We start from the raw sequence: 22,866 nt of genomic DNA, 5'->3' as shown, positions 1-22,866 counted from the left end.
AACGGAAGGTTCTTATGAACTACACGAAAATCACCGCATTGGCGCTGGCCGTACTGGCCTTGGGCGCCTGTTCGTCGAAAAAGGCGAACGACAAACTCGATTACCAAAGCACCAACAAAAAAATCGTCAGCCTTGAGATTCCGCCCGATCTGAACGATCCACGCAACGGCGATCTCTACTCGCTGCCCGCCGGCGTACGCGCCAATCCCGATGCCCTGTCCGAAGCAGCACCCTCCGGCAGCCGCGTGCTGACCAAAGTGGAAAACGCCCGCATCGAACGGCGCGGCAACCAGCGCTGGCTGGCCGTCAAAGGCAAAACTGCCGCCCAAATCTGGCCGCTGCTGCGCGCCTTCTGGCAGGAAAGCGGTTTCACCATCTATTCCGAAGAGCCCAAAGCCGGCCTGATGGAAACCGACTGGGCGGAAAACCGCGCCAAGCTGCCGAACCAGGGCCTGCGCAAGCTGTTCGACAAAATCGGCCTGGGCAACAGCTACACCACCAGCGAGCGCGACAAATTCCTGATCCGCATCGAACACAACGAAAACGGCGGCCTGGACATTTTCTTCACCCACAAAGGCTTGGAAGAAGTCTATACCGACCGCAAAAAAGAGCAGACCGTATGGCAGCCGCGCGCCAGCGATCCCAATCTTGAAGCCGCGCTGCTCGCCCGCTTCATGCAGTATCTGGGCGTGGACGAAGCCACCGTTGCCCAGCAGCTGAGCGCGCAGAAACAAACCCAGCAGGGCAGCCAGTTCGCCAAGCGCGAAGGCAACACCGTGCTGGTGTACGGCAGCGCCGAGCGCAATGTGAACCGCATCGCTTCCGCGCTCGACCGCGTCGGTCTGACCGTGCAGCAGTTTGTCAGCGAGCGCGGCATGTTCGTCGTCCGCCCCGCGCCGGCAGAAAGCCAAACCGTCCAAGCCAAACCCGGCCTGCTCAGCCGCGTGTTCGGTTTCGGCAAAAACAAACAGCAGGAAAAACCGGCAGAACAGGCGCCGCAGATGTTTGTGGCATTGGAAGACGCGGGCAACGGCCAGCGCATCCACCTGCTCGACCAATTCGGCAAGCCCTACACCGGCCCCGAAGCGGAAAAATGGTTGAACGACCTGTACCGCGAACTCTACTAAAACACTTTTCAGGCTGCCTGCCCGTTCAGGCAGCCTGAAAAACACCGGCGCCGCCTTTCATATATATGCCATGGAAGGCGGCGCTGCCGTTTGCCCGCATCGTCTGCCGCCAGACCAAAGCAGCCTGCGTAGCGAAGCGGAGTTGCGAAGCTAAAACCGCCAACCCGCCATTTGGCGCGGAAAACACGCCGTCTGCGCCGCCCATCTGCCGCAAAGCATAGGATTTCTGCCGTTTCTTTGCTATATTCGCCGCTTTCAGGCTGCCTGCAGACGGCGGCCGTACGCACACACAAACACGAAAGGAACAATCTATGCGTTGGCAAGGCCGGGAAGGCAGCAGCAATATCGAAGACCGTCGCGGTTCGTCCGGCGGCGGTGGCGGCAGGGGATTCGGCGGACTGGCCGGCATCATCGTGGTGCTGGTGGGCGCCTATTTCGGCGTCGATCTAAGCGGGCTGGTCGCCAACGACAGCGGCCTTTCGCTCGGCTCGCAACAGCAACAGGCCGCGCCGCTGCAAGAAAGCGCCCAAGAAAAACAGCTGGTGCAGTTCAGCTCGGTGGTGCTGCGCGACACCGAAAAAGTGTGGGAAGCCTATTTCCGCAAAATCGGCCGCCAATACCAGGCGCCCAAACTCACGCTCTACCGCAACCGCATCGCCACCGCCTGCGGCACCGGCCAATCCAGCGCCGGCCCGTTTTACTGTCCGGGCGACCAAAAACTCTATATCGACCTTTCCTTCTACAACACCATGACCAACGAGCTGGGCGCCAGCGGCGATGCGGCTTTTGCCTATGTGCTGGCGCATGAAGTCGGCCACCACGTGCAAACCCTGCTCGGCACCATCCAAAAGGTTCACCGCGCCCAGCAAAACATGGATCAGAAGCAGGCCAACCAGCTTTCCGTGCGGCTCGAACTGCAGGCCGACTGCTATGCCGGCGTGTGGGCGCACTATGCCGAGAAAGACGGCCTGTTTGAAAGCGGCGACATCGAAGAAGCCTTCAACGCCGCCCACGCTGTCGGCGACGACCACCTGCAGGAGCGCGCGCAAGGCTACACCGTGCCGCACACCTACACCCACGGCACATCCGCCCAGCGCAAACAATGGCTGCAGCGCGGCCTGCAAACCGGCGATATCGAGCAGTGCAACACTTTCTCCAGCATGTAAAACCGTTGTCCCTACCTTTTCAGGCTGCCTGAAAACCCAAAGGCAGCCTGAAAAGCCAAGCATCCATTCAAAAACGGCATACCAAGCCGCCATCACCATAATAAGCAGCCGCAACCGGCAACCGGACGCTTTCAGGCTGCCCCACACAAACCCCGCCATTGCATTTTCCACCATCAGGCCGCCGCCACACGCAGGCAGCCTGAAAAACCGAAAGGCGGGTTTCCAATGAAAATTCTGTTTTTACTGCCCCTTAGCTGTGCCGCCGCCGTTTGCAGCGCTGCGCCCGATTTGCTGCTGGCACAGGAATTCAAAGGGCAAGACGTAAACGGCTGGGCAATGAGCGAAAAACTCGACGGCGTGCGCGCCTATTGGGACGGCAAACGCCTGATCAGCCGCCAGGGCAATGCCTTCCAGCCGCCGCCCGGTTATACCGCCCATTTCCCGCCCTACCCGCTGGACGGCGAACTCTACAGCGGCCGCGGTCAATTCGAGCAGATTTCTGCCGCCGTGCGCACGCAAAACGGCGATTGGAAAAACATCCGACTGCACGTTTTCGACGTTCCCAAAGCGCAAGGCAATCTCTACCAGCGGCTGGCTGTGCTTTCAGGCTGGTTGAAACAGCACCCCCAAGCACCGATTAACGTAATCGCGCAAACACCGATACGCAATCAGGCGCAGGTGCAGGCGTTTTTGAAAGAAATCGAAGCCAAAGGCGGCGAAGGCGTAATGCTGCGCAACCCAAATACGCCTTACCACGGCGGGCGCAGCAGCAATCTGTTGAAACTGAAAAGCCAATACGACGCAGAATGCACCGTTACTCGCCATCACGAAGGCAAAGGCAAATACGCGGGCAAACTCGGCGCCGTCAGCTGCAAAAACCAGCACGGCGAATTTCGCATCGGCAGCGGTTTCAAAGATGCCGACCGCGACAACCCGCCACCCGTCGGCAGCGTTATCACCTACCGCTACCGCGGTTTTACCCAGAAAGGCACGCCGCGCTTTGCCACGTTTTTACGGGTCAGAAAGGATTAAAGCGACATGGGAAACGGGAAAGCCCGCCGTCTGCCGCTTTAAGCGGCCTTCAAGCAAACTGCCGCAAACAAAACCGGCTCGCAAAAACAACGTTTTTTAACCCAAATGCACGCAAACAAATAATAAATAAAGAAAAAGAATAAAGCCCCGTTTGCTTTTCCAAACTTTAAACAATTTTCACGCGACAAATACAACATTCACACACTTATATGCCATACTGAAGTCGTTTTCCCGCAACCGAAATGGAGCATGATATGAAAACTATGTCTAAAACCCTTTTGATGGTAAGCCTGTTTGCCGCACTCGGCGGCTGTGCCGGCGGTATGACCCAACAGCAACGCAATACCGCAGTCGGCGCCGCACTCGGCGGCGTGGCCGGCAATGTGATCGGCGGCGACACCGGTTCCACACTTGGCGGTGCCGCACTCGGCGGCGTTATCGGCAGCCAAGTCCGCACCCGCCGCTAAACGGTTTCAGGCTGCCTGAATGGCAGGCAGCCTGAAAAAATTCTTACTTGGGGGGAGCGCTGTGATCCGGCATCATCGGGTTGCAGCGCTTTTTTTGTTTGCGCTCTGGGTGCCGACATGCGGCTGGCGAAGCGGTGCTTGGGTGAGAAATATCCGAATGGAAGGGAAAGCACAGCAGATTTGTTGGCGCCTTGTGAGCATTTTAATCACCAGCGGATATTCTCACACCCAAGGAACCGCCATTCCGCAATATCGTCCATACAGGGCAAAGCAGCCTGAAAACAAAAAAAACCGGATTCGCAATGAATCCGGTTTTTTGAAAACGTCCGATTAACGTTTGGAGAACTGTTTGGCACGGCGTGCTTTGCGCAGACCGGGCTTTTTACGTTCCACTTCACGGGCATCGCGGGTAACGAAGCCGGCTTGGGACAGCGCAGGTTTCAACGCGGCATCGTAATCGATCAGCGCACGGGTAATGCCGTGGCGGATGGCGCCGGACTGGCCGGTTTCGCCGCCGCCGATAACGTTCACTTTGATATCGAACGCTTCAACGTTTTCGGTCAGAACCAAAGGTTGGCGAACCACCATGCGGCTGGTTTCACGGGAGAAAAATTCGTCTACCGGACGGCCATTAACGATAATCTGACCGCTGCCTTTTTGCAGGAACACGCGGGCAACTGAACTTTTGCGTCGGCCGGTGCCGTAGTAGTATTTTCCGTTCATATTGTCGTGTCCTTAAATTTCCAAAACTTTGGGTTGTTGGGCGGCATGCTGGTGCTCGGCACCGGCATAGACTTTCAGTTTTTTGATCATTGCGTAACCCAGCGGGCCTTTGGGCAGCATGCCTTTTACGGCTTTTTCCAAAGCGCGACCGGGAAACTGGTTTTGCATTTCGCGGAAAGTGCGCTCGTAGATGCCGCCGGGGAAGCCGGTGTGGCGGTAGTAAACTTTGTCGGTTTCCTTGTTGCCGGTTACGCGCATTTTTTCGGCGTTTACGACGATGATGTAGTCGCCGGTATCAACGTGGGGAGTGTATTCGGGTTTGTGTTTGCCGCGCAGACGGCTGGCAATTTCGGCAGCCAGGCGGCCGAGCACTTTGTCAGTAGCGTCAACGACAAACCATTCGCGTTGCACTTCGTGCGGTTTCGCTGAAAAGGTTTTCATGGGGATTAGTCCAAATCTATTTATAGAAACCGCGGATTGTAGGTGTTTGCAGGCGTCCTGTCAATGCGCCCGGGCAGCCTGAAAGCGTTTTTCGGCACTGTGCAGACACAAAAAACCGGCCGTCCTCAAATACGGATAGCCGGTTGTGGGGAACCCCGCGAATGCCGCTCGGGCTGAGTCCGCTTGAACCTTGTCAACAAGGTGGCTGCCTCGGGTAACTTCGGGTACATTCCGATAGGAACGCGCGCACCTGCTACGACTCCCGGCAACCTAAGCAAACTTTATTGGTTCAAAGGAATATATGCCTTTGCAAACACCGCAGGGAAACTGGTTTCAGGCTGCTTTGCTTTCGGAAAGCGCCTGATCGCAAAAGTCTTCAAGGGTTTTTATTCTACGCTCGAACTCGCGTTCTGACAATTGCTGCTGGCGTCCGTTTTCATCGGCACGTTTGAGCAGGTCGTGGGTCAGGTTGAGTGCGGCCATGATCACGATTTTCTCGGTTTCCATATTGCGGCCGCTGCTTTGGATGGCGTGGATTTTCTGGTTCAGCAGTTCGACAGCTTCCAAGAGCGTGCCGCGTTCGCTTTCCGGGGTGCCGATGGTGAACTGGCGGTTCAGGATATCGACGCTGATTTGTTCGATGCTCATGCGGTTTCCTCACTGGCGGGATCGTTTTCAGGCTGCGGCAGACGCGACAGCAGGCGGCGGATTTCCTGCGCGCTTTGCAGCAGCAGGCTGCGGTATTGCTGGTTTTGGCTGTTCAGTTTGAGAATCTGCTCTTGGAACTGGCTTTTTTCGTTCAGCCACGATTCTTTCAAATCGGCGATTTCTTCAAGCTGTGCCTGCTTCAGACTTTCCAAACTGTTTTCGTGCTGCTTGCCCAGCAGTGCATATTCTTCACTGAAACGCTTGGCTTCTTCGGCCATGCGGCGGTCAAACTCCTGCTGGCGCTCGGAAAGCTGGCGGGCAAAGTGGCTTTCTTTTTCGTTCAGGCTGCTTTGGCCGCTTTGAATTTCCTGCTTGAGCGCTTCGATTTCGCTGTTGCTTTGCGACAAATCGCTGCGGGCAATTTTCAGCAGATCCTGCTGCTCGGCCAGCTGCTGCTCGAGTTTGGCGCTTTTGTCCTGCTCCGACAGCAGCTCTTGGCGCACGTTTTGCGCTTCCCGCCCTTGGGCGTTGCTCTCTTCGCGGTACTGCTCCAGCAGCCGCTCTTTGCCTTCCAGCTCGGTTTCGGCTTCGGTCAGCCGCTCTTTCCACTCGCGTTCTTTGTTTTGCACGGTGGTTTGCAGAAAGGCGATTTGGTCGCGCAGATTCAGGCGTTCTTTTTCCAGCAGTTGGATCTGCTGCTCCTGATACTGGATTTTGCTGCTGAGTTCTTCCTGACTTTTTTCGGCGTGCACCAACAGGCTGACGCGGGCGCTTTCGGCTTCTTTGCTGCGCTCGGCTTCTTCCAGCAAGCGGCTCTGGCGGACGTATTCTTCACGCGAAAGCGCCAGCTCTTCATTCAAACGGCGGTTTTCGCCGTTCAGATGCCGCAGCCGTTGTACCAGTTCGTGCAGTTTGTCTTCTAGTTTTGTCAGGGACGGATTCATATCGTTCTCGCCGCAGGTTGGGGGAAAAGGGTTTTCAGGCTGCCTGAAAAGGGAAATACGGTTTTATTCGCTTGTTGGTTCGCGCTGCATCAGGCGGCTGACGGCATCGCTTACCGACAATTCGTTGCGCACCAGCTGGTAGAGCATGGCGGTAATCGGCATTTCGATCTGATGGCGGTAGGCGGCGTTGTGGACTTCTTCGATGGTCGGCACACCCTCGGCAACGTGGCCGATCTCCTTGAGCACCTGGTGCAGGCTTTTGCCTTCGGCCAGGCCGAGACCGACTTTGCGGTTGCGCGAAAGTGCGCCGGTGCAGGTCAGAATCAAGTCGCCCATGCCGGCCAGCCCCATCATGGTTTTTTGCTGCGCGCCCATGGCAACGGCCAGGCGGGTGATTTCCGCCAGCCCGCGGGTAACCAGCGCGGCACGGGCGTTCAGGCCGCAGTCCAAACCGTCGCACAGGCCGGTGGCGATGGCCATCACGTTTTTCACCGCGCCGCCCACCGCCACGCCGATTACGTCGTCGTTGGCATACAGGCGCATCACATTGGTGTTCAGTTCGGCGGCCAGCGTTTTGACCCACTCGAAGTTTTCCGAAGCCAGACACACGGCGCAGGGCAATTGTTTGGCCAATTCCTGCGCGAAACTGGGGCCGGAAAGCACGCCGATTTTGTCGTTATCGGGCAACACTTCTTTGACGACTTCAAAGGTCAGCCGACCGCTGTCCAATTCAAAACCCTTGCAGGCGGTGAGTATCGGCAGGCGGCCGCCGCCGTGCTGCTTGAGCAGCTCGATGCTGCCGCGCAGGCCGACGACGGGGGTAACCGCCAGCACCAGTTCGCTACCCTCCAGCGCTTCGCCGATATCGGCGTGCACGCTCAGGTTTTCAGGCAGCCTGAAACCGGGCAGATAGCGCTGGTTTTCGCGGATTTTCTGCATGGCGCGGGCGTGTTCGGCATTGTGCGACCACATGGCGACACGGTGGCCGTGCAAGGCAAAATGGATGGCCAATGCGCTGCCCCATGCGCCGGTGCCCAATACGGTTATGTTCATGCTGTTCTCGCGGGATGCGGATTATGGAAATAACGGCGGCGGATTTTAGCACAACTGCCCGTTTTCAGGCTGCCTGCAGGCGGTGGGCGGCGTCGATGGCGAAATAAGTCAGAATGCCGTCCGCCCCTGCGCGTTTAAAGGCGAGCAGACTTTCCAGAACCACTTTGTCGGCGTCCAGCCAGCCGTTTTGCACGGCAGCCTGAATCATCGCGTATTCGCCGGAGACCTGATAGGCGTAGGTCGGCACGCCGAAGGTGTCTTTCACGCGCCGCACCACGTCCAGATACGGCAGGCCGGGTTTGACCATCACCATGTCCGCGCCTTCCTGAATGTCGAGCGCCACTTCGTGCAGCGCCTCGTCGCTGTTGGCCGGATCCATCTGGTAGCTTTCCTTGCCCGACTTGCCCAGGTTGCCGCTGCTGCCCACCGCGTCGCGGAACGGCCCGTAAAAGGCCGATGCGTATTTGGCCGAATAGGCCATGATGCGGGTGTGGATGTGGCCGGCTTCTTCCAGCGCTTCGCGGATGGCGCCGATGCGCCCGTCCATCATGTCCGACGGCGCCACCACTTGCGCGCCGGCTTCGGCGTGGCTTAGAGCCTGTTTGATCAGCACTTCCACCGTTTCGTCGTTCAGCACATAGCCGCTATCGTCGGTCAGGCCGTCCTGGCCGCTCAGGGTGTAGGGATCGAGTGCCACGTCGGTCATCACACCCAATTCGGGCAACTCGCGGCGCAGCGCGCGCACCGCCGTCTGCACCAGACCGTCGGGATTGTAGGCTTCGGCCGCGTCGGCGGTTTTGTTTTGGGTAACCACCGGAAACAGCGCCAGCATCGGGATGCCCAGTTTCAGCGCTTCTTCGGCGGTTTTCAGCAGTTTGTCCAGACTCTGCCGCTTCACGCCCGGCATCGACGGCACTTCCTGCTCGCGCCCTTCGCCTTCCAGCACAAACACCGGATAAATCAGATCGGCGGCCGTCAGCACGTTTTCGCGCATCAGACGGCGGGAAAAATCGTCGCGGCGCATACGGCGCAGGCGGCTGGCGGGCACTTGGCGAAAAGGGAACTCCATAACACTCTCCTCAAATGGCGGTTAAAGCGGCAAACCCGCCCCAGGCAGCCTGAAACGGGAATTTTCATATAGAATAACACATCGACTGCCGCTGCCGGCAGCCTTATTTTGTCCGACGCAATCACAAGGAAACCCCATGTCTTTCGCCTTTTTCTTCCCCGGCCAGGGCTCGCAGAGCCTGAACATGATGGCTGGATTCGACAACGTCCCCGCCGTCAGAGCCGCATTCGACGAAGCCTCCGCCGCCCTCTGCCAAGACCTGTGGGCGATGATGAACGGCAGCGACGCCGAACTCATCGGCCAAACCGTCAACACCCAGCCTCTGATGCTGGCCGCCGGCATCGCCACCTGGCGCGCCTACCTTGAAGCCGGCGGCAAAGCGCCCGCCGCCGTGGCCGGACACAGCCTGGGCGAATACAGCGCGCTGGTGGTCGCAGGCAGCCTGAAATTTGCCGACGCCGTCAAACTGGTGCGCCTGCGCGCCGAGCTGATGCAGTCCGCCGTGCCGCAGGGCGAAGGCGCGATGGCCGCCGTGCTGGGTTTGGACGACGACACCGTGCGCCGCATCTGCGCCGAATCCGCACAGGGCGGCGTGGTCGAAGCCGTAAACTTCAACTCGCCCGGCCAGGTGGTGATTGCCGGCGAAACCGCCGCCGTCGGCCGCGCGATGGAAGCGGCCAAAGCCGCCGGCGCCAAACGCGCCCTGCCGCTGCCGGTGTCCGTGCCCTCGCATTGCAGCCTGATGAAACCGGCCGCCGACAAACTCGCCCAAGCCCTGCAGTCGGTCGAAGTGCGGCAGCCTGAAATCCACGTGATCAACAATGTGGACGTTGCCGCCTACACCGATCCCGCGCAAATCAAAGACGCGCTTGTGCGCCAGCTCTACCGCCCCGTGCGCTGGACGGAAACTGTGGAAACGCTGGTGCGCGAAGGCATCACCGAATCGGCCGAATGCGGCCCGGGCAAGGTGCTGGCCGGCTTGGCCAAACGCATCGACAAAGCCGCCGTCTGCACCGCGCTGGTTTCCGAAGACGCAGTGAAAGCGTTTATTGAAGCGCATTAAGTCCGAAACGCAAAAGCAGCCTGAAAACCGGTTTTTCGGTTTTCAGGCTGCTTTTTTGCTGGGCGGGCATTGGGCTTGTGTTGCCCTATTACCGCTATCCGCGCCGGCGCTTGGCTGCGTGAAGCAGCGCATACGGCAACCTATCCTGCCGTCAATAGTTTTCAGGCTGCCTGAAACCCAAGGCAGCCTGAAAAACAAAACAAAACAGTTCAACACCCTACCCTGCGGCAATGGACGATGCTGTGGCCGACTCCGATGCCGTCGTCGATTTTCTCGATGGTCAGACCGGCGTTTTCGGCGCAGCGCAGCATGTCTGCGGAGTGGTAGATTTTGCTGTTGCCGTTGGCCATCGCGGTGAAATAAACGCTGGTTTGGGTCAGGGTGTAGGCGGCGGTTTCGTACTGCTGGCGGTCCCAAAAGGGTTCCATGATGTAGAGCGTGCCTTCGGGCGTGAGCGCTTCGCGGGCGCGGCGGAGAATGGCGGTAACTTCGTCTTCGGAGAAGCAGTCGAGAAACTGGCTCATCCACACCGCGTCAAAGCCCTGCGGGAAAACGGTGTTGTCGTCGAGCAGATTGGCGGGATGGCCGTGGATGCGTTCGGCGCCGGGCTTGCCGGCCACGGCTTCGCGCATCAGGGCGAGCTGCTGCGGCAGATCCATAATGGTGATTTCGACTTCGGGATGGTGCGCCACGCAGCGCAGCGCCCAGCGGCCGGTGTTGCCGCCCACGTCGAGCAGGCGTTTGATCGGGCGGGAAAACACCACTTTCAGCGCTTCGTCGAAAGCGTTGTCGGAATAATAGTGGTCAAAGGCCAGCCAGCTGCGGCGGGCTTCGGGTTCGAGTTGCGAGAGACCTTCGTAGATGGTCGGCCATTCGCCCAGCGCTTTCAGACCGGCGGAGCGGCCTTCGAGCAGGGCGGCTTCCAAGTCGAACATGCCCTGATAGCAAATCTCGTGGACGAAATCCATATTCACCCGCGCCATTTTGTCGCGCAGCAGGAAATAACCGGCTTTGCTGATGTAAAAGCGGCCGTCGCGCAAGAGCACGGTGCCGATGGAAAGCGAGGCTTCGAGCAGCACTTGGGCGGCGTAGCGGCTAAGGCCGGCGGCTTGGGCGGTTTCGTTAAGCGTCATGCCGTTTTCGCTGTTGTTCAGGTGCTCGAGTATGCCGAATTTCACCATCAGCCGCGATACTTGGAACACTATAGGGCCGAAGGCGATTTCCTGCGCCAGCCTTTGGGCGGCGCCGGCGGAAAGCTGCTCGCGGGCATAGCGTTTTTCCAGATGGGCGGATATTTTCATGGGGTCTCCTGATTGCGGCAGGCCGGCGAAAGCAGCCTGAAACGGGTGGTAAACGGGAAAAGGCAGCCTGAAAGGCCGGCGGACAAGCAAAACGGTTTGGCAGCTAGTAGCAGCCCAAAGTCTGCGCCACCGCATCGAAACTGCGGTCGAGTGCCTGGCAGGCGGCGGCATCGGTGTGGTCGTAAGCGGCATCGGCGCGGGCTTCGCGGTTCATTTCCAGCAGCGCTTCGGCATCGGCGCCCTGCGCGGCAAAACATTTTTCCACGCGGCGGTAATGCGCTTCGCAGGCCGGCGGCAGCGGCGGCTCGGCGCCGTCGGAAGCAGCCTGAAAACCGGATGCGCTTTCAGGCTGCCCTTCGGCGGGCGGCGCGAAACCGGCATCGACATCGGCTTCGGCGTGTTTGTCCAAAGTCAGGATGTCTTCGTGCTGCGCGCTGTTGAGAATCTCGTCGGCGGCGGTGGACGATGCGGCGGAAGCTGCCGCTGCCGAAGCAGCGTTCTGCTTGGCGGCTTTTTCCTTGCCGCCGCAGGCGGCCAGCAGCAGCACACAGACAAGCGGCGCAAATGTTTTCATCTTTCAGGCTGCCTTGCGGGTTTAAAACAGCGCGCGCACGGCGGCTTCGATGTCGTCGGCGCGCATAAAGCTCTCGCCGATTAGAAAAGTCTCAACGCCGTGGCCGCGCATAAAGTCCACATCTTCCTTGCTGCGGATGCCGCTTTCGGTTACGACAATATGGCCGGAAAGCGCGGGCAGCAGGCGCAGCGTCTGCTCAAGGCTCACTTCAAAAGTGCGCAGGTTGCGGTTGTTCACCCCGCGCAGCAGCGTGTTCAGCCGGCGGCATTTTTCCAGCTCGGCTTCTTCGTGCAACTCCAGCAGCACCGCCATGCCCGCCTGATGGGCGGCGTCTTCCAAACGGCGCAGGGTGTCTTCGTCCAGCGCCGCCGCAATCAGCAGCACCGCATCCGCCCCCCAGGCGCGCGCCTGATAAATCTGGTACTCGTCAATCATAAAATCCTTGCGCAGCACCGGCAGCGACACCGCGGCGCGTGCAGCGCGCAGATAGTCGGGCGAACCCTGGAAATACTGCTCGTCGGTCAGCACCGACAAACAGGCCGCGCCGGCGGCTTCATAATCGCGAGCATGGTCGGCGGGGCGGAAGTCCGGCCGTATCAGCCCTTTGGACGGGCTGGCTTTTTTGATTTCGGCAATGACGGCAGGCAGATTGGCGGCATGCTTGGCACGGATGGCGGCGACAAAATCGCGCGGCGCAGCGGCATCGGCGGCGCGGGCTTTGATTTCGTTCAAAGGCAGCGCGGCACGGGCGGCGGCCACTTCCTGGGCTTTGGTGGCAAGGATTTTCTGCAGAATGTCGGACATAAAAACACCCCAAACGGCAACGCGGCTTTCAGGCTGCCTGAAAACCGCAAACGGAAACGGGAAGCAAAACGGGCGGCATTGTACCAAGCCGCGGCGTGCGGCGGCAGGGGGCGCGCTTAAAATCGCCGGCGGCAGCGCATCCGGCGCAACATTCCGGCGCGGCCGGCGCGGAATTTTCAGGCTGCTTTCGGTGACGGCTGACGGCATCGGCAGACGGCCGGTTGGGACTTAAGCAAAATTTCAGGCTGCCGCGCCCATCACCGCCAATCCGCCAATATCCCGCAGGCAATTCCCAAACAAAAGCAGCCTGAAAACTTTTCAGGCTGCTTTTTTACCGTCAAACAGCGTTTTACTGGATGCTGTAGCCGCGCAGGTATTCGATGCGCTCTTTGGTCATGCGGGTGTCGCACTGCATGCCCAGATACTGGCTTTCGGCGGTACTACCGCCTTTGGCGGCGGCTTTGGCGCAGTTGCGGTTTTTCTTGCTTTCCCATTCGCGCTGTTCGTCCACCAGGCTCTGCTGCACGGCGGGGTCGATGTTTTTCCATGCCGATTTGAGCGACTGGCCGGCGGATGCGTGGGCGCGGCGGGCTTGGTCGATTTCGCCCTGGCTGATGCGGCTTTCCGGCTCTTCGGGGCTGAGCGCTTCGGCTTCTTTGGCGGACGGGGTTTCGGCTTTGGCCGGCGGTGGGGCGGGTTTGTCTTCCGGTTTTTCCGCGGCCTGCTCTTGTTTTTTCTCCAGCACGTCGGCAATCGGATCCGGATTTTCCAGCGGTTTTACCGGCTTGGCTTCGGGTTCGGACGCGGTTTCGGGCTCGGCGTTGGCCAGACGGCGCAGCGCGTCTTCGCGTTTGACCGTTTTGCCGTCGATTTTGAGCAGGTCTTTCACGCCGGCGGGCAGCAGCACAGTGGCAAGCAGGTGGGCGCCGTCGTTCAGGCTGCTGTCGTTATAGGTAAACGCGGCCTGCTGGCTGCCGTCCACCGACACGCTGTAGCGGATGGGGAAAGACAGCGCCAAGCCCTGGAAGCTGGCGGTGCCGCCTTGGATGCGGCGGTTGATGATGGCGGCGGGGTCGTCGCTTTGCAGCAGCGGCGCGTTGGTTTGCGCCAAGCGGAAAGTGGCTTCGGGAATAGCGATGCTCACTTGGGCGGTACAGCCGGTGGCGCTGGTGTCGGGGCGGGGGTCGTTTACCGTAACCACCAGGCCGGAAACGGCGGCATCGAGTTTTTCGCCGGAAACGAATTCGCGCACGTCGTTGCGCACGAAGTTTTCGCCTTCGCCTTTGATGGTTTTGATTAGGCCGGACTGCACGTCTTCGGCCAGCGCGGGATGGGTGCAGTTGAGCTTGGCGGTTTCGTCAACGGGGGCTTTTTCCGAGCAGCCGGCGGCAAACAGCGCGGCGGCCAAAGCAAGCAGGGTGTATTTTTTCATGGTTGCAATTCCTGAAGTGATCCGGCGGGCATCATAACAAAAAGCGACGCCCTTTGATAAGCGCGGCATCGCTTGGGCGGCGGTTTTCAGGCAGCCTGAAAAACGTTTTTTGCCGTTTCAGGCTGCTTTTTGCGCACCCGAATCAGGCGAATTCGGCGTAAACGGGGGCGTGGTCGCTGGGGCGCTCTTGGGCACGGGCGTCCTGATCCACCGCCACTTGGCGCAGTTTTTCTTTCAGCGCCGCGCTCACGAGAATATGGTCGATGCGCAGCCCCTGATTGCGCTGGAACATCGCGCCGCGGTAGTCCCACCAGGTGTAGTGGGCGCCTTCGGGGTGGATGTGGCGCAGGCCGTCGCTTAATCCCAATTCGAGCAGCGCGGCGAACCATTGCCGCTCTTCGCTGCTGCACAGGATTTTTTCGCGCCATTTTTCCGGCGCGTACACGTCTTGGTCGGCAGGGGCGATGTTGAAGTCGCCCAGCAGCACCAGCTCGGGATAGCGCGCCAGCTCTGCGCGCACAAACTCAGTGAGCGCGGCAAACCAGTGGCGTTTGTAGGCGAATTTTTCGCTGTCGGGCGCTTCGCCGTTGACGCAGTAAACGTTAATCACGCGCACGCCGGCGGCGGTGGCGGCAATCACGCGCCGCTGCGGGTCGTCGGGCAGTGCGGGCAGGCCGATAGCAAGGTCTTCGAGCGGATGGCGGCTGATCAGGGCGACGCCGTTATAGGTTTTCTGGCCGCTCCATTCGGTGTGCCAGCCGCTCATGCGGAACACGGCGGCGGGGTATTTGTCCTGATCGAGCTTCAGCTCCTGCAGGGCGAGAATGTCGGGCTGGTGCGCGGCCAGCCAGTCGCTGACCTGCGGCAGGCGCACATTGAGGGAATTGACGTTCCAAGTGGCGATTTTCATGTTTTGCGCTTCCGGTTGCGGACAATAGGGGCGGCGCCCTGCTCTTTCAGGCTGCCGGCAGGCGTTTTGGCGGCGGGCGGCGGGTAAAGGGCGTCGAGCACACGGCGGGCGGGTTCGGAAGTCAGCCGGTAGAGCAGCACGCTGTGGTAGCGGACAAAATCCACCATGCCGAAGCGGCGCATCCGGCTCAGATGTTTGGATACCGTGCCGACGCTCAGGCCGGTGAGCGCGGTCATTTCGTCGAGACTGCGCTCGCTCTCGCGCAGCAGGCGCGAAAGCTGCAGGCGCTCGGGATGGGCAAGGATTTTCAGCAGGCCGGCGGCGTGTTCGCTGTCGTCCTGCGGTGCGGCGGCCGGCGGAAACGGCCGGGATTCGGCGGCGGGGGCGTTCATGCTTGTGCTCCGTTGTAAACGTTTATGGTTATAAATTCGCCTGCACCCAATGTGCCGCAGGCAGCCTGAAACGTCCAAACGGAGTTTTCAGGCTGCCTGCGGCAAAGGGGGAAAGCAAGTTTAGCGGGCGGCAGCGGCAGCCTGCTGGTTGGGGGTAATCAGGATTTCGACGCGGCGGTTTTGCGCACGGCCTTCGTCGGTGTTGTTGCTGGCGATCGGCTGGCGCGAACCCTGGCCGGACACGCTCATGCGGTTGGCGGCAACGCCCTGGCGGTTCAGATAGTCGGCAACCGACTGGGCGCGGTTGCGCGACAGCGGGTTGTTGATGGCGTCGTTGCCGGTGCTGTCGGTGTGGCCGATGATGGAAATGTTGGTATCGACATAAGTGGCCAGCGTTTTGGCGGCTTCAGACAGCGAAGACTGGGCGCGCGGCGACAGCGCGTAGCTGCCGGTGGCGAAGGTTACGTTTTCGGGCATGGTCAGCTTGATCTGGTTGCCCTTGCGTTCCACTTCCACGCCGGTGTTGGCCAGCTGCTCGCGCAGTTTTTTCTCTTGGTAGTCCATATAACCGCCGACGCCGGCACCGATAGCACCGCAGGCCAACGCGGAGTTGCGCGCGCCTTTGCCGCCGTGACTGATGGCGCCGATGATGCCGCAGGTTACCGCGCCGCCCAGGCCGTACATGGCGGTTTTGCTCATGTGCTGCTGGCCGGTACTCGGATCGGTAATGCAGCCGCTCAGGCCGAGTGCGGCGATGGTAGCGGCGACGGTCATGCTTTTGAATACACGCATTTGGATTTCCTTTACTGAAACGGTTGTTCAAAGGCAGCCCGACAAGGCAGCCTGAAAGCGCGGAATATAGCCCAAACGCCGTGCAAAGGCGGCGGGCTTAACGCTAAATTACCTTTTGGGCGGTGTTTTTTACTTTTCAGGCAGCCTTGTTTTCAGGCTGCTTCGGCGTCAGCAGGCTCAATAGGGCGAAGCCGCCAACCGTCATCGCCAGCATCATGCCGGCCATCACATAGGGCGTGCCGTTGTGCAGCTTGCTGGCGGCAAAGCCGGCGCAGGCGGCTATCAGCGACTGGAAAGCCGACAGCAGCGAGCTGGCGCCGCCGCCGATTTCGGGTTTGAAATAACCCATAAACAGCGCCTGGGTGTTGGCGGTAACAAAACCCTGGGTGCCCACCGACACCATCACAAACAGCACCAGCAGCGCCAGCGGCGGATGACCGCCGGACAAAAGTATCGCCAGCAGCATGCCGCCGTTGGCCGCCAACTGCAGGGCGATGCCGAAATTCAGAATGTTGCGCGGATGGCTGCCGCGCTTGAGCCGCCAGGCGGTGATGCGGTTAAAGCACATCATGGTGAAAATATTGCAGGCGAACACCAGCGCATACTGGGTGGAACTCAAGCCGTAAAATTCCATATACACCGCCGGCGATTCGCTGAGAAACACCAGCATCGAGGCAAACGAGGCAGCCTGAAAAAACATCACCCCCATCGCCGGCGCGCAGCCGACGATATGGCGGTAGCGCCCACCCACTTCGCGCAAATGCGCCGCCTTCAGTTTTTCAGGCTGCTTGTGCTGCGGCAAAAAGGCATACAGCGCCGCGGCAACGGCAGAGCCGTAAACAAACAAAAACGCGAACACCGAACGCCAGCCGCCGATTTTGTTCAACAGCGCGCCCAGCTGCGGCGCCAGCATCGGCGCCGCCATCATAATGATGCCGATCAGCGCGAACATCTGCGCCGCCTGGTTGCCGCGGTAGTTATCGCGCACCACCGCGCCCACCACCACCGAAGCCATGCCCGCCCCCAAAGCCTGCACCAACCGCAACAGCAAAAGCTGGTCGGCAGTCTGCACAAACACCAGCGCCAGACTGCTGACCACATAAACCAACAGCCCCTTCAGGGCGATATTGCGCCGGCCTTTAATGTCCGACAGCGAGCCGCCGGAAAGCTGGCCGATGGCCACACCGAGCATAAACGCGCTGAGGCTGCGTTCGATATCGTGGGTCTGCGCGCCCAGCGCCCTGGCAATATCGAGCGTGGAGGGCAGATAGGCATCGACCGAAAACGGCATCACCGCCACCAGCGAAGCCAGCAGCACGGCCATCTGCCGGTCGTTCAGTTGGTATTTGGGAGTAAACATAGGCTTGTTTCAATAAGGTTTCGACGGACAGCGCGGCGACAAACCGTTTTCAGGCTGCCTTAGCGCGCCCGCCAGAATACGTGCGGACAAACAGTCGGATGCAGGTTCGGGCAAACGAACCCACGCCGACGGCACCGCGAAAAAGCATTCAGGCAGCCCCAAGGCTGCCTGAAAAATGTGGTCGGAATGAGAGGATTCGAACCTCCGACCCCTTCGTCCCGAACGAAGTGCGCTACCAGACTGCGCTACATTCCGAAAGGCGCGCATTATATGCCCAAAGCGCGGCGGCGGACAAGGATTTTGTACGGCACCACCGTTTTTCCGAGCACCAACCGTAAATATTGGCAACAAACACCCAATGCCGCCGACAAAAAAGCAGCCTGAAAACCGCCAGTCCGGCTTTCAGGCTGCTTTTGATGTTTTCCGGTTTTTTTCTTTTCAGGCTGCCTGAAAAACAAAACCGGAAAGGGCGAACCTTTCCGGTTTTTTAAAACATTCCTAGCGGCAGCTGCCCCCAGGATTAGTCCAGATGGCGGTCGGCATCAACCAAAGAGCGGCGAGCCAGAGCCAGGTTGGATTTGGAGCGATCCAGTACGGAGTACAGGAACAGGCCTTCGTGTTTGGACAGCGGACGCAGCAGGTGGTACTGTTTGCCCAGAGTGATCAGGATGTCTTCGATGCTGTCTTTCAGACCGAGCATGCCCATGGTTTTCATTTTGGCACGCATCACTTCGGTGTTGCCCGCAGCAGCGATTTCCAAATCGATGGCAGCAGAACCGCCGCCGGCCAGCAGCATGCCGCTGCCGTAGTCCACAACGGCGGCAGCCAAAGCACCGTCAACGTTCAACATTTCGGCTACTGTTTTATCGTAATTCATTCTTAAGCTCCTTAAATAACAAAATTTGCGTGCGCAAATGCTGCCACGCGATGTTACCGGGTCGCACGGGCAAATGACTGTTCTCAGGTTTGTCTTAGCCGCCCGATAGTGCCGATAATTATATGACCCCAAAAATCTTTAGTAAAGTTATCGACAATCTCCGTCCGTATTTTTTACACAAGCAGCACCTGCTTCGCCGCTTCCCCTCCCCGATACACGCCTGCGCCGCTTTGCAGCAAAAATCCGTTTAACTATTTTATATACAACAAGATAAATAAACAAAACCCGGCCAGCAGCCGGCCGGCGAACGCATAATGCCCGTTTCAGGCTGCCATGCGGAATATGTTAAAATCCGCCGCCAACAAGCCTTGCGCTGTGGCCATTTTAACAACAGCCGCCACAAAATTTACCTTTCCCACACCCTCCTATATATCCAAAACCGCCATGACCCAAGACAAAATCCTTATTCTCGACTTTGGTTCGCAAGTTACCCAGCTTATCGCCCGCCGCGTGCGCGAAGCCCATGTTTACTGCGAGCTGCACCCCTACGATATGCCGCTTGACGACATCAAAGCCTTTAATCCGAAAGGCATCATTCTCTCCGGCGGCCCCAATTCCGTTTACAACTCCGATTATCAGGCCGACACCGGCATTTTCGATTTGGGCATTCCCGTGCTCGGCATCTGCTACGGCATGCAGTTTATGGCCTACCACCTGGGCGGCGACGTCGAGCCGGGCAACCAGCGCGAATTCGGCTACGCCCAAGTGAAAACCATCGACAGCGAACTGACGCGCGGCATTTCAGACGGCCAACCCAACACGCTCGACGTATGGATGAGCCACGGCGACAAAGTCTCCAAGCTGCCCGAAGGCTTCAGCATCATCGGCGACACCCCCTCCTGCCCCATCGCCATGATGGAACACGCCGCCAAGCAGTTTTACGGCATCCAGTTCCACCCCGAAGTTACCCACACCAAACAAGGCCGCGCCCTCATCAACCGCTTTGTTTTGGACATTTGCGAAGCCAAACCAAGCTGGACGATGCCCAACTACATCGACGAAGCCGTGGCCAAAATCCGCGAGCAGGTCGGCAGCGACGAAGTGATTTTGGGCTTGTCCGGCGGCGTGGATTCCTCCGTGGCCGCCGCGCTGATTCACCGCGCCATCGGCGACCAGCTCACCTGCGTGTTCGTCGATCACGGCCTGCTGCGCCAAAACGAAGGCCAAATGGTGATGGACATGTTTACCCGCAACTTGGGCGTGCGCGTAATTCATGTCGATGCGGAAAAACAGTTTCTCGACAAACTCGCCGGCGTTACCGACCCCGAGCGCAAGCGCAAAATCATCGGCGCGGAATTCATCGAAGTATTTGATGCCGAAGAGAAAAAACTCACCAACGCCAAATGGCTGGCGCAAGGCACAATTTACCCCGACGTCATCGAAAGCGCGGGCGCGAAAACCAACAAAGCCCACGCCATCAAGTCGCACCACAACGTCGGCGGTCTGCCCGAAAACATGAAACTCAAGCTGCTCGAGCCGCTGCGCGACCTGTTCAAAGACGAAGTGCGCGAACTGGGCGTGGCGCTCGGCCTGCCGCGCGAAATGGTCTACCGCCACCCCTTCCCCGGCCCCGGCCTCGGCGTGCGTATTTTGGGCGAAGTCAAAAAAGAATACGCCGACCTCCTGCGCCAGGCCGACGACATCTTTATCCAAGAGCTGCGCAACACCACCGACGAAAACGGCACTTCATGGTACGACCTCACCAGCCAGGCCTTTGCCGTGTTCCTGCCGGTGAAATCCGTCGGCGTAATGGGCGACGGCCGCACCTACGATTACGTCGTCGCCCTGCGCGCCGTGATTACCAGCGACTTCATGACCGCCCACTGGGCCGAGCTGCCCTACTCGCTCTTGGGCAAAGTGTCCAACCGCATCATCAACGAAGTCAAAGGCATCAACCGCGTGGTGTACGACGTGAGCGGCAAACCGCCCGCCACGATTGAGTGGGAATAAACGCCCGCCCGCAAGTATCAAAAAGCAGCCTGAAACCCCGATAACCGGTTTTCAGGCTGCTTTTTACTGCTTCGCCGTTTCAGACGGGAATCTTGTTCCAAACCATCTTTCAGGCTGCATCAACACCAGCCCAAGGCAGCCTGAAAGTGCGTTTGCAAACTTCTGCGAAATAAAGCCTACTCACCCGCACCCGCCGCATTTGCCGCAATTAGACGACGGCGCACAGCCATCCGCCTTTTTCGCTTTGGCTTTGAACAGGTATTTTTTCAGCAGGTAAAACACCGAGCCGGCAATAATCAGACCGACAATAATATATTGAGCCATATCAGAAAATCCTTGAAGTGATTTGGTAGACGACCAGCGCGGCGAGGTAGGCGAGCGCGAACAAATAGCCGGTAATCAGCAGCGTGGTTTTGAGCGATTTGGTTTCGCGTTTGATCACGGCAAGGGTGGCGGCGCACATCGGGGCGTAGATGTACCACGCGAGGAAGGCGAAGGCGGTGGGCAGCCCCCAGCGGTTGTGCATGATGGGGATCAGCGCGTTGGCGATTTCGTCTTCCGAGCCGCCGACGGCGTACACGGTGCCCAGCGCGGCAACGACCACTTCGCGGGCGGCGATGCCGGGGATCATGGCGATGCACATTTCCCAAGTGAAACCCAGCGGGGCAAACAGGGGCTGGATAAAGCGTCCGATGGTGCCGGCCAAGCTGTAATCAATTGCTGCGCCCGTTGCGCCGTCGGGGGCGGCAGGCCAGCTAACGAGCGCCCACAACACCACGGACACGGCGAAAATAATCGTGCCGGCGCGTTTTAAAAACGCTTTCACGCGGTCCCACAGGCTGGTAAGGATGTGTTTAAAATTGGGGGTGCGGAAGGTGGGCAGTTCCATCAGCAGGGGAAACTGCTGCACGCTGCCCTGCCTCCGCGCCAGCAGTTTCATGATGTAGGCAACCAGCGCGGCGGAAGCGATGCCCAGCACATACAGCGCAAACAGCGTCAGCCCCTGCAAATTGAACACGCCGCCGACGGTGCGGTCGGGAATAATCGCGGCGATAATCAGCGCATACACGGGCAGGCGGGCGGAGCAGGTGAGCATTGGCGCGATGGCGATGGTTACCAGCCGCTCGCGCGGGTCGTGGATGGTGCGGGCGGACATCACGGCGGGCACGGCGCAGGCGAAGCTCGACAGCAGCGGGATAAACGAGCGGCCGGACAGCCCGCTTTTCGCCATCATGTTGTCCAGCAAAAACGACGCGCGCGGCAGATAGCCCGAGTCTTCCAACAGCAGGATAAAGGCAAACAGAATGGTAATCTGCGGCAGAAACACCAGCACGCTGCCCACACCCGCAATAATGCCGTTCACAATCAAATTGTTGAGCACGCCCTCGGGCATATTCGCGCCCACCCATTCGCCCAGCGAGCCGAACGCGCCTTCAATCAGCTCCATCACCGGCGCCGCCCAAGTGTAAACGGCTTGGAACACCATAAACAAAATGGCAAACAGAATCACCATGCCCCACACGGGGTGCAGCGCGATTTCGTCCAGTTTTTTGTGCCACGCAGGCAGTGTCATTTCGGTGCGGACAACTTGTTTCAGAATATTTTCCACTTCGTGATACAGCGCGTTGCTGTCCAGCTCTTCCAACTTGCGCTCCGCACCGGCGGGATTGGCGGGGAAAGTGCGCTTGCGCGGCAGCTTTTTCACCGCCTCGCGCACCGCATGAATGCCCGACGCGCTCACCGCCACCGTTTCCAAAACCGGCACGCCCAACAGCTCGCTCAGTTTTTCCGCATCAATCGCCAAGCCCCGATTGCGGGCGACATCACTCATATTCAGCGACACCACCATCGGCAGGTTCAGCGTTTTCAGTTCCAAAATCATCCGCAGCGTCATGCGCAGATTGGTCGCATCCGCCACCGCGATAATCGCATCGGGCGGAATGCCCAGCTTGCCCACCGCCATATCGCGGGCGACCGCTTCGTCGGGGCTGGTGGTGCGTAGGCTGTATGTGCCCGGCAAATCAATGATGTGCACCGCAGGGTCGTCCAACAGCGCGCCCTCGCGCCTGTCCACCGTAACCCCCGGATAATTGGCGACTTTGGCATGCGCGCCCGTCAGCCCATTGAACAGCACGGTTTTGCCGCAGTTGGGCGCGCCGACCAGCGCAAAATAGCTGAGTTCCATCAATATTTCTCCTTATGTTTTGAGTGTTTTTTACCGTTTCAGGCAGCCTGAAAATCGGTTTTGCCGCAGCGTTTCGCTTATTCAGGCAGCCTGAAAACACCGTTGGCAGGTTTTCTTTTGGCAGACCTCGTTTTCAGGCTGCCTGAACCACATGGCACATCACCTTCTGCGCCTCGTCCTTGCGCAGCGAAAACTGCGACTGGTTGCCCAGCCGCACGGCAAACGGCCCCCTGCCCAAAATACCGACCGCAATCACCTGCACCGGCATGCCGTCCGAAAAGCCCAAATCCGCCAAACGCCGCGCAACCAGCGGATCCAGCTCGCCGAAAACGGGGTTGGGCACGATTTCGGCGATGTGGGCGGTGGCGCCTTTTTTGAGTTGCGATAAGGGAACGGCTGACATATTTTTCCTCTCATTTCATTTTCGTCAGATTGAAAAAAGCCGCGCGGGCGGAAAACCCATACGGCGAAACGTGCTTCAACTTGATGCGGATTG

At 59.2% G+C, this 22,866-nt stretch carries 25 protein-coding genes, 1 tRNA gene and 1 other RNA gene; 7 read left to right on the top strand and 20 right to left on the bottom strand.

Annotated features, from left to right (window positions below):
* The first annotated feature begins 14 nt into the window (after positions 1 to 14).
* The 5 genes from bamC to OP500_RS00560 all read left to right on the top strand — a co-directional run bounded on the left by bamC (position 15) and on the right by OP500_RS00560 (position 4,126).
* The gene (gene bamC, locus OP500_RS00580) at positions 15 to 1,127 is read left to right on the top strand and encodes an outer membrane protein assembly factor BamC (protein ID WP_238748300.1); all 1,113 of its coding nucleotides are present in this window, start codon (positions 15 to 17) and stop codon (positions 1,125 to 1,127) included.
* Between the two features lie 311 nt (positions 1,128 to 1,438).
* Positions 1,439 to 2,293: a KPN_02809 family neutral zinc metallopeptidase gene (ypfJ, locus tag OP500_RS00575; RefSeq protein WP_238748301.1), complete on the top strand. Its 855-nt coding sequence runs from the start codon at positions 1,439 to 1,441 to the stop codon at positions 2,291 to 2,293.
* A gap of 225 nt (positions 2,294 to 2,518) precedes the next feature.
* Positions 2,519 to 3,325, top strand: a complete 807-nt coding sequence (locus OP500_RS00570; protein ID WP_238748302.1) for a DNA ligase — start codon at positions 2,519 to 2,521, stop codon at positions 3,323 to 3,325.
* A 263-nt stretch (positions 3,326 to 3,588) separates the two neighbouring features.
* Positions 3,589 to 3,792, top strand: coding sequence for a glycine zipper 2TM domain-containing protein (locus OP500_RS00565; protein ID WP_407659232.1), 204 nt, complete (start codon positions 3,589 to 3,591; stop codon positions 3,790 to 3,792).
* Positions 3,793 to 3,811: 19 nt separating this feature from the next.
* Positions 3,812 to 4,126 carry a hypothetical protein gene (locus tag OP500_RS00560; RefSeq protein ID WP_238748304.1) on the top strand — a complete coding sequence of 105 codons (315 nt, stop codon included), beginning with the start codon at positions 3,812 to 3,814 and terminating at the stop codon, positions 4,124 to 4,126.
* On the opposite strand, the gene rpsI is transcribed toward OP500_RS00560, so the two are convergent.
* The 7 genes from rpsI to hemB all read right to left on the bottom strand — a co-directional run bounded on the left by rpsI (position 4,123) and on the right by hemB (position 8,670).
* Positions 4,123 to 4,515 carry a 30S ribosomal protein S9 gene (gene rpsI, locus OP500_RS00555; protein WP_238748305.1) on the bottom strand — a complete coding sequence of 131 codons (393 nt, stop codon included), beginning with the start codon at positions 4,513 to 4,515 and terminating at the stop codon, positions 4,123 to 4,125. The two genes, OP500_RS00560 and rpsI, sit on opposite strands and share 4 nt — an antisense overlap.
* Before the next feature lie 12 nt (positions 4,516 to 4,527).
* Positions 4,528 to 4,956, bottom strand: a complete 429-nt coding sequence (gene rplM, locus OP500_RS00550) for a 50S ribosomal protein L13 (RefSeq protein WP_238748307.1) — start codon at positions 4,954 to 4,956, stop codon at positions 4,528 to 4,530.
* Positions 4,957 to 5,104: 148 nt separating this feature from the next.
* A non-coding RNA gene (ssrS, locus tag OP500_RS00545) (6S RNA) lies at positions 5,105 to 5,284 on the bottom strand.
* Between the two features lie 5 nt (positions 5,285 to 5,289).
* Entirely contained in the window at positions 5,290 to 5,604 is a 315-nt protein-coding gene (locus OP500_RS00540) for a cell division protein ZapA (protein ID WP_238748309.1), read from the bottom strand.
* On the bottom strand, positions 5,601 to 6,548 hold the full coding sequence (locus tag OP500_RS00535) for a hypothetical protein (RefSeq protein ID WP_238748311.1): 948 nt from the start codon (positions 6,546 to 6,548) through the stop codon (positions 5,601 to 5,603). Before OP500_RS00535 ends, OP500_RS00540 begins: the two co-directional genes overlap by 4 nt.
* Before the next feature lie 63 nt (positions 6,549 to 6,611).
* Positions 6,612 to 7,601 carry an NAD(P)H-dependent glycerol-3-phosphate dehydrogenase gene (locus OP500_RS00530; protein ID WP_238748312.1) on the bottom strand — a complete coding sequence of 330 codons (990 nt, stop codon included), beginning with the start codon at positions 7,599 to 7,601 and terminating at the stop codon, positions 6,612 to 6,614.
* Between the two features lie 64 nt (positions 7,602 to 7,665).
* Positions 7,666 to 8,670 carry a porphobilinogen synthase gene (gene hemB / locus OP500_RS00525; protein WP_238748313.1) on the bottom strand — a complete coding sequence of 335 codons (1,005 nt, stop codon included), beginning with the start codon at positions 8,668 to 8,670 and terminating at the stop codon, positions 7,666 to 7,668.
* Between the two features lie 136 nt (positions 8,671 to 8,806).
* On the opposite strand from hemB, the gene fabD reads away from it, so the two are divergent.
* Entirely contained in the window at positions 8,807 to 9,733 is a 927-nt protein-coding gene (gene fabD, locus OP500_RS00520) for an ACP S-malonyltransferase (protein ID WP_238748314.1), read from the top strand.
* Between the two features lie 209 nt (positions 9,734 to 9,942).
* On the opposite strand, the gene OP500_RS00515 is transcribed toward fabD, so the two are convergent.
* From OP500_RS00515 to OP500_RS00470, 10 genes are all read right to left on the bottom strand, one after another.
* Complete coding sequence (locus tag OP500_RS00515) at positions 9,943 to 11,034, bottom strand: class I SAM-dependent methyltransferase (RefSeq protein ID WP_274069882.1); 1,092 nt, start codon at positions 11,032 to 11,034, stop codon at positions 9,943 to 9,945.
* 103 nt (positions 11,035 to 11,137) lie between these two features.
* A complete protein-coding gene (locus tag OP500_RS00510; protein ID WP_274069881.1) occupies positions 11,138 to 11,608 on the bottom strand; it encodes a hypothetical protein in 471 nt (156 codons plus the stop codon).
* Positions 11,609 to 11,629: 21 nt separating this feature from the next.
* On the bottom strand, positions 11,630 to 12,412 hold the full coding sequence (gene trpC, locus OP500_RS00505; protein WP_274069880.1) for an indole-3-glycerol phosphate synthase TrpC: 783 nt from the start codon (positions 12,410 to 12,412) through the stop codon (positions 11,630 to 11,632).
* Between the two features lie 349 nt (positions 12,413 to 12,761).
* A complete protein-coding gene (locus tag OP500_RS00500) occupies positions 12,762 to 13,844 on the bottom strand; it encodes a lysozyme inhibitor LprI family protein (RefSeq protein WP_274069879.1) in 1,083 nt (360 codons plus the stop codon).
* Positions 13,845 to 13,986: 142 nt separating this feature from the next.
* Positions 13,987 to 14,754, bottom strand: a complete 768-nt coding sequence (xth, locus tag OP500_RS00495; protein WP_274069878.1) for an exodeoxyribonuclease III — start codon at positions 14,752 to 14,754, stop codon at positions 13,987 to 13,989.
* Positions 14,751 to 15,146: an ArsR/SmtB family transcription factor gene (locus tag OP500_RS00490; RefSeq protein WP_274069877.1), complete on the bottom strand. Its 396-nt coding sequence runs from the start codon at positions 15,144 to 15,146 to the stop codon at positions 14,751 to 14,753. The genes xth and OP500_RS00490 overlap by 4 nt, the downstream gene beginning before the upstream one ends.
* Before the next feature lie 120 nt (positions 15,147 to 15,266).
* Entirely contained in the window at positions 15,267 to 15,938 is a 672-nt protein-coding gene (locus OP500_RS00485) for an OmpA family protein (protein WP_274069876.1), read from the bottom strand.
* 136 nt (positions 15,939 to 16,074) lie between these two features.
* Complete coding sequence (locus OP500_RS00480; RefSeq protein ID WP_238748324.1) at positions 16,075 to 17,298, bottom strand: multidrug effflux MFS transporter; 1,224 nt, start codon at positions 17,296 to 17,298, stop codon at positions 16,075 to 16,077.
* A gap of 178 nt (positions 17,299 to 17,476) precedes the next feature.
* A tRNA-Pro gene (locus OP500_RS00475) sits at positions 17,477 to 17,553 on the bottom strand.
* Between the two features lie 265 nt (positions 17,554 to 17,818).
* The gene (locus OP500_RS00470; RefSeq protein WP_238748325.1) at positions 17,819 to 18,175 is read right to left on the bottom strand and encodes a hypothetical protein; all 357 of its coding nucleotides are present in this window, start codon (positions 18,173 to 18,175) and stop codon (positions 17,819 to 17,821) included.
* Between the two features lie 444 nt (positions 18,176 to 18,619).
* Here OP500_RS00470 and guaA point away from each other — a divergent pair, with 444 nt between their 5' ends.
* The gene (gene guaA / locus OP500_RS00465) at positions 18,620 to 20,185 is read left to right on the top strand and encodes a glutamine-hydrolyzing GMP synthase (RefSeq protein ID WP_274069875.1); all 1,566 of its coding nucleotides are present in this window, start codon (positions 18,620 to 18,622) and stop codon (positions 20,183 to 20,185) included.
* Positions 20,186 to 20,365: 180 nt separating this feature from the next.
* Here the strand turns inward: guaA and OP500_RS00460 are convergent, their stop codons facing one another.
* The 3 genes from OP500_RS00460 to OP500_RS00450 all read right to left on the bottom strand — a co-directional run bounded on the left by OP500_RS00460 (position 20,366) and on the right by OP500_RS00450 (position 22,773).
* Positions 20,366 to 20,509: a FeoB-associated Cys-rich membrane protein gene (locus OP500_RS00460; RefSeq protein WP_274069874.1), complete on the bottom strand. Its 144-nt coding sequence runs from the start codon at positions 20,507 to 20,509 to the stop codon at positions 20,366 to 20,368.
* Between the two features lies 1 nt (position 20,510).
* Positions 20,511 to 22,370, bottom strand: coding sequence for a ferrous iron transporter B (gene feoB, locus OP500_RS00455; RefSeq protein WP_274069873.1), 1,860 nt, complete (start codon positions 22,368 to 22,370; stop codon positions 20,511 to 20,513).
* A gap of 133 nt (positions 22,371 to 22,503) precedes the next feature.
* On the bottom strand, positions 22,504 to 22,773 hold the full coding sequence (locus tag OP500_RS00450) for a FeoA family protein (RefSeq protein ID WP_238748332.1): 270 nt from the start codon (positions 22,771 to 22,773) through the stop codon (positions 22,504 to 22,506).
* Positions 22,774 to 22,866 lie beyond the last annotated feature (93 nt).

This window comes from Kingella sp. SNUBH-2017 (assembly GCF_028680565.1).
GTDB classification, from domain to species: Bacteria; Pseudomonadota; Gammaproteobacteria; order Burkholderiales; family Neisseriaceae; genus Kingella_D; species Kingella_D pumchi.
The sequence above is the reverse complement of the archived record's forward strand: the minus strand, read 5'-3'. Positions and strand labels throughout refer to the sequence as shown.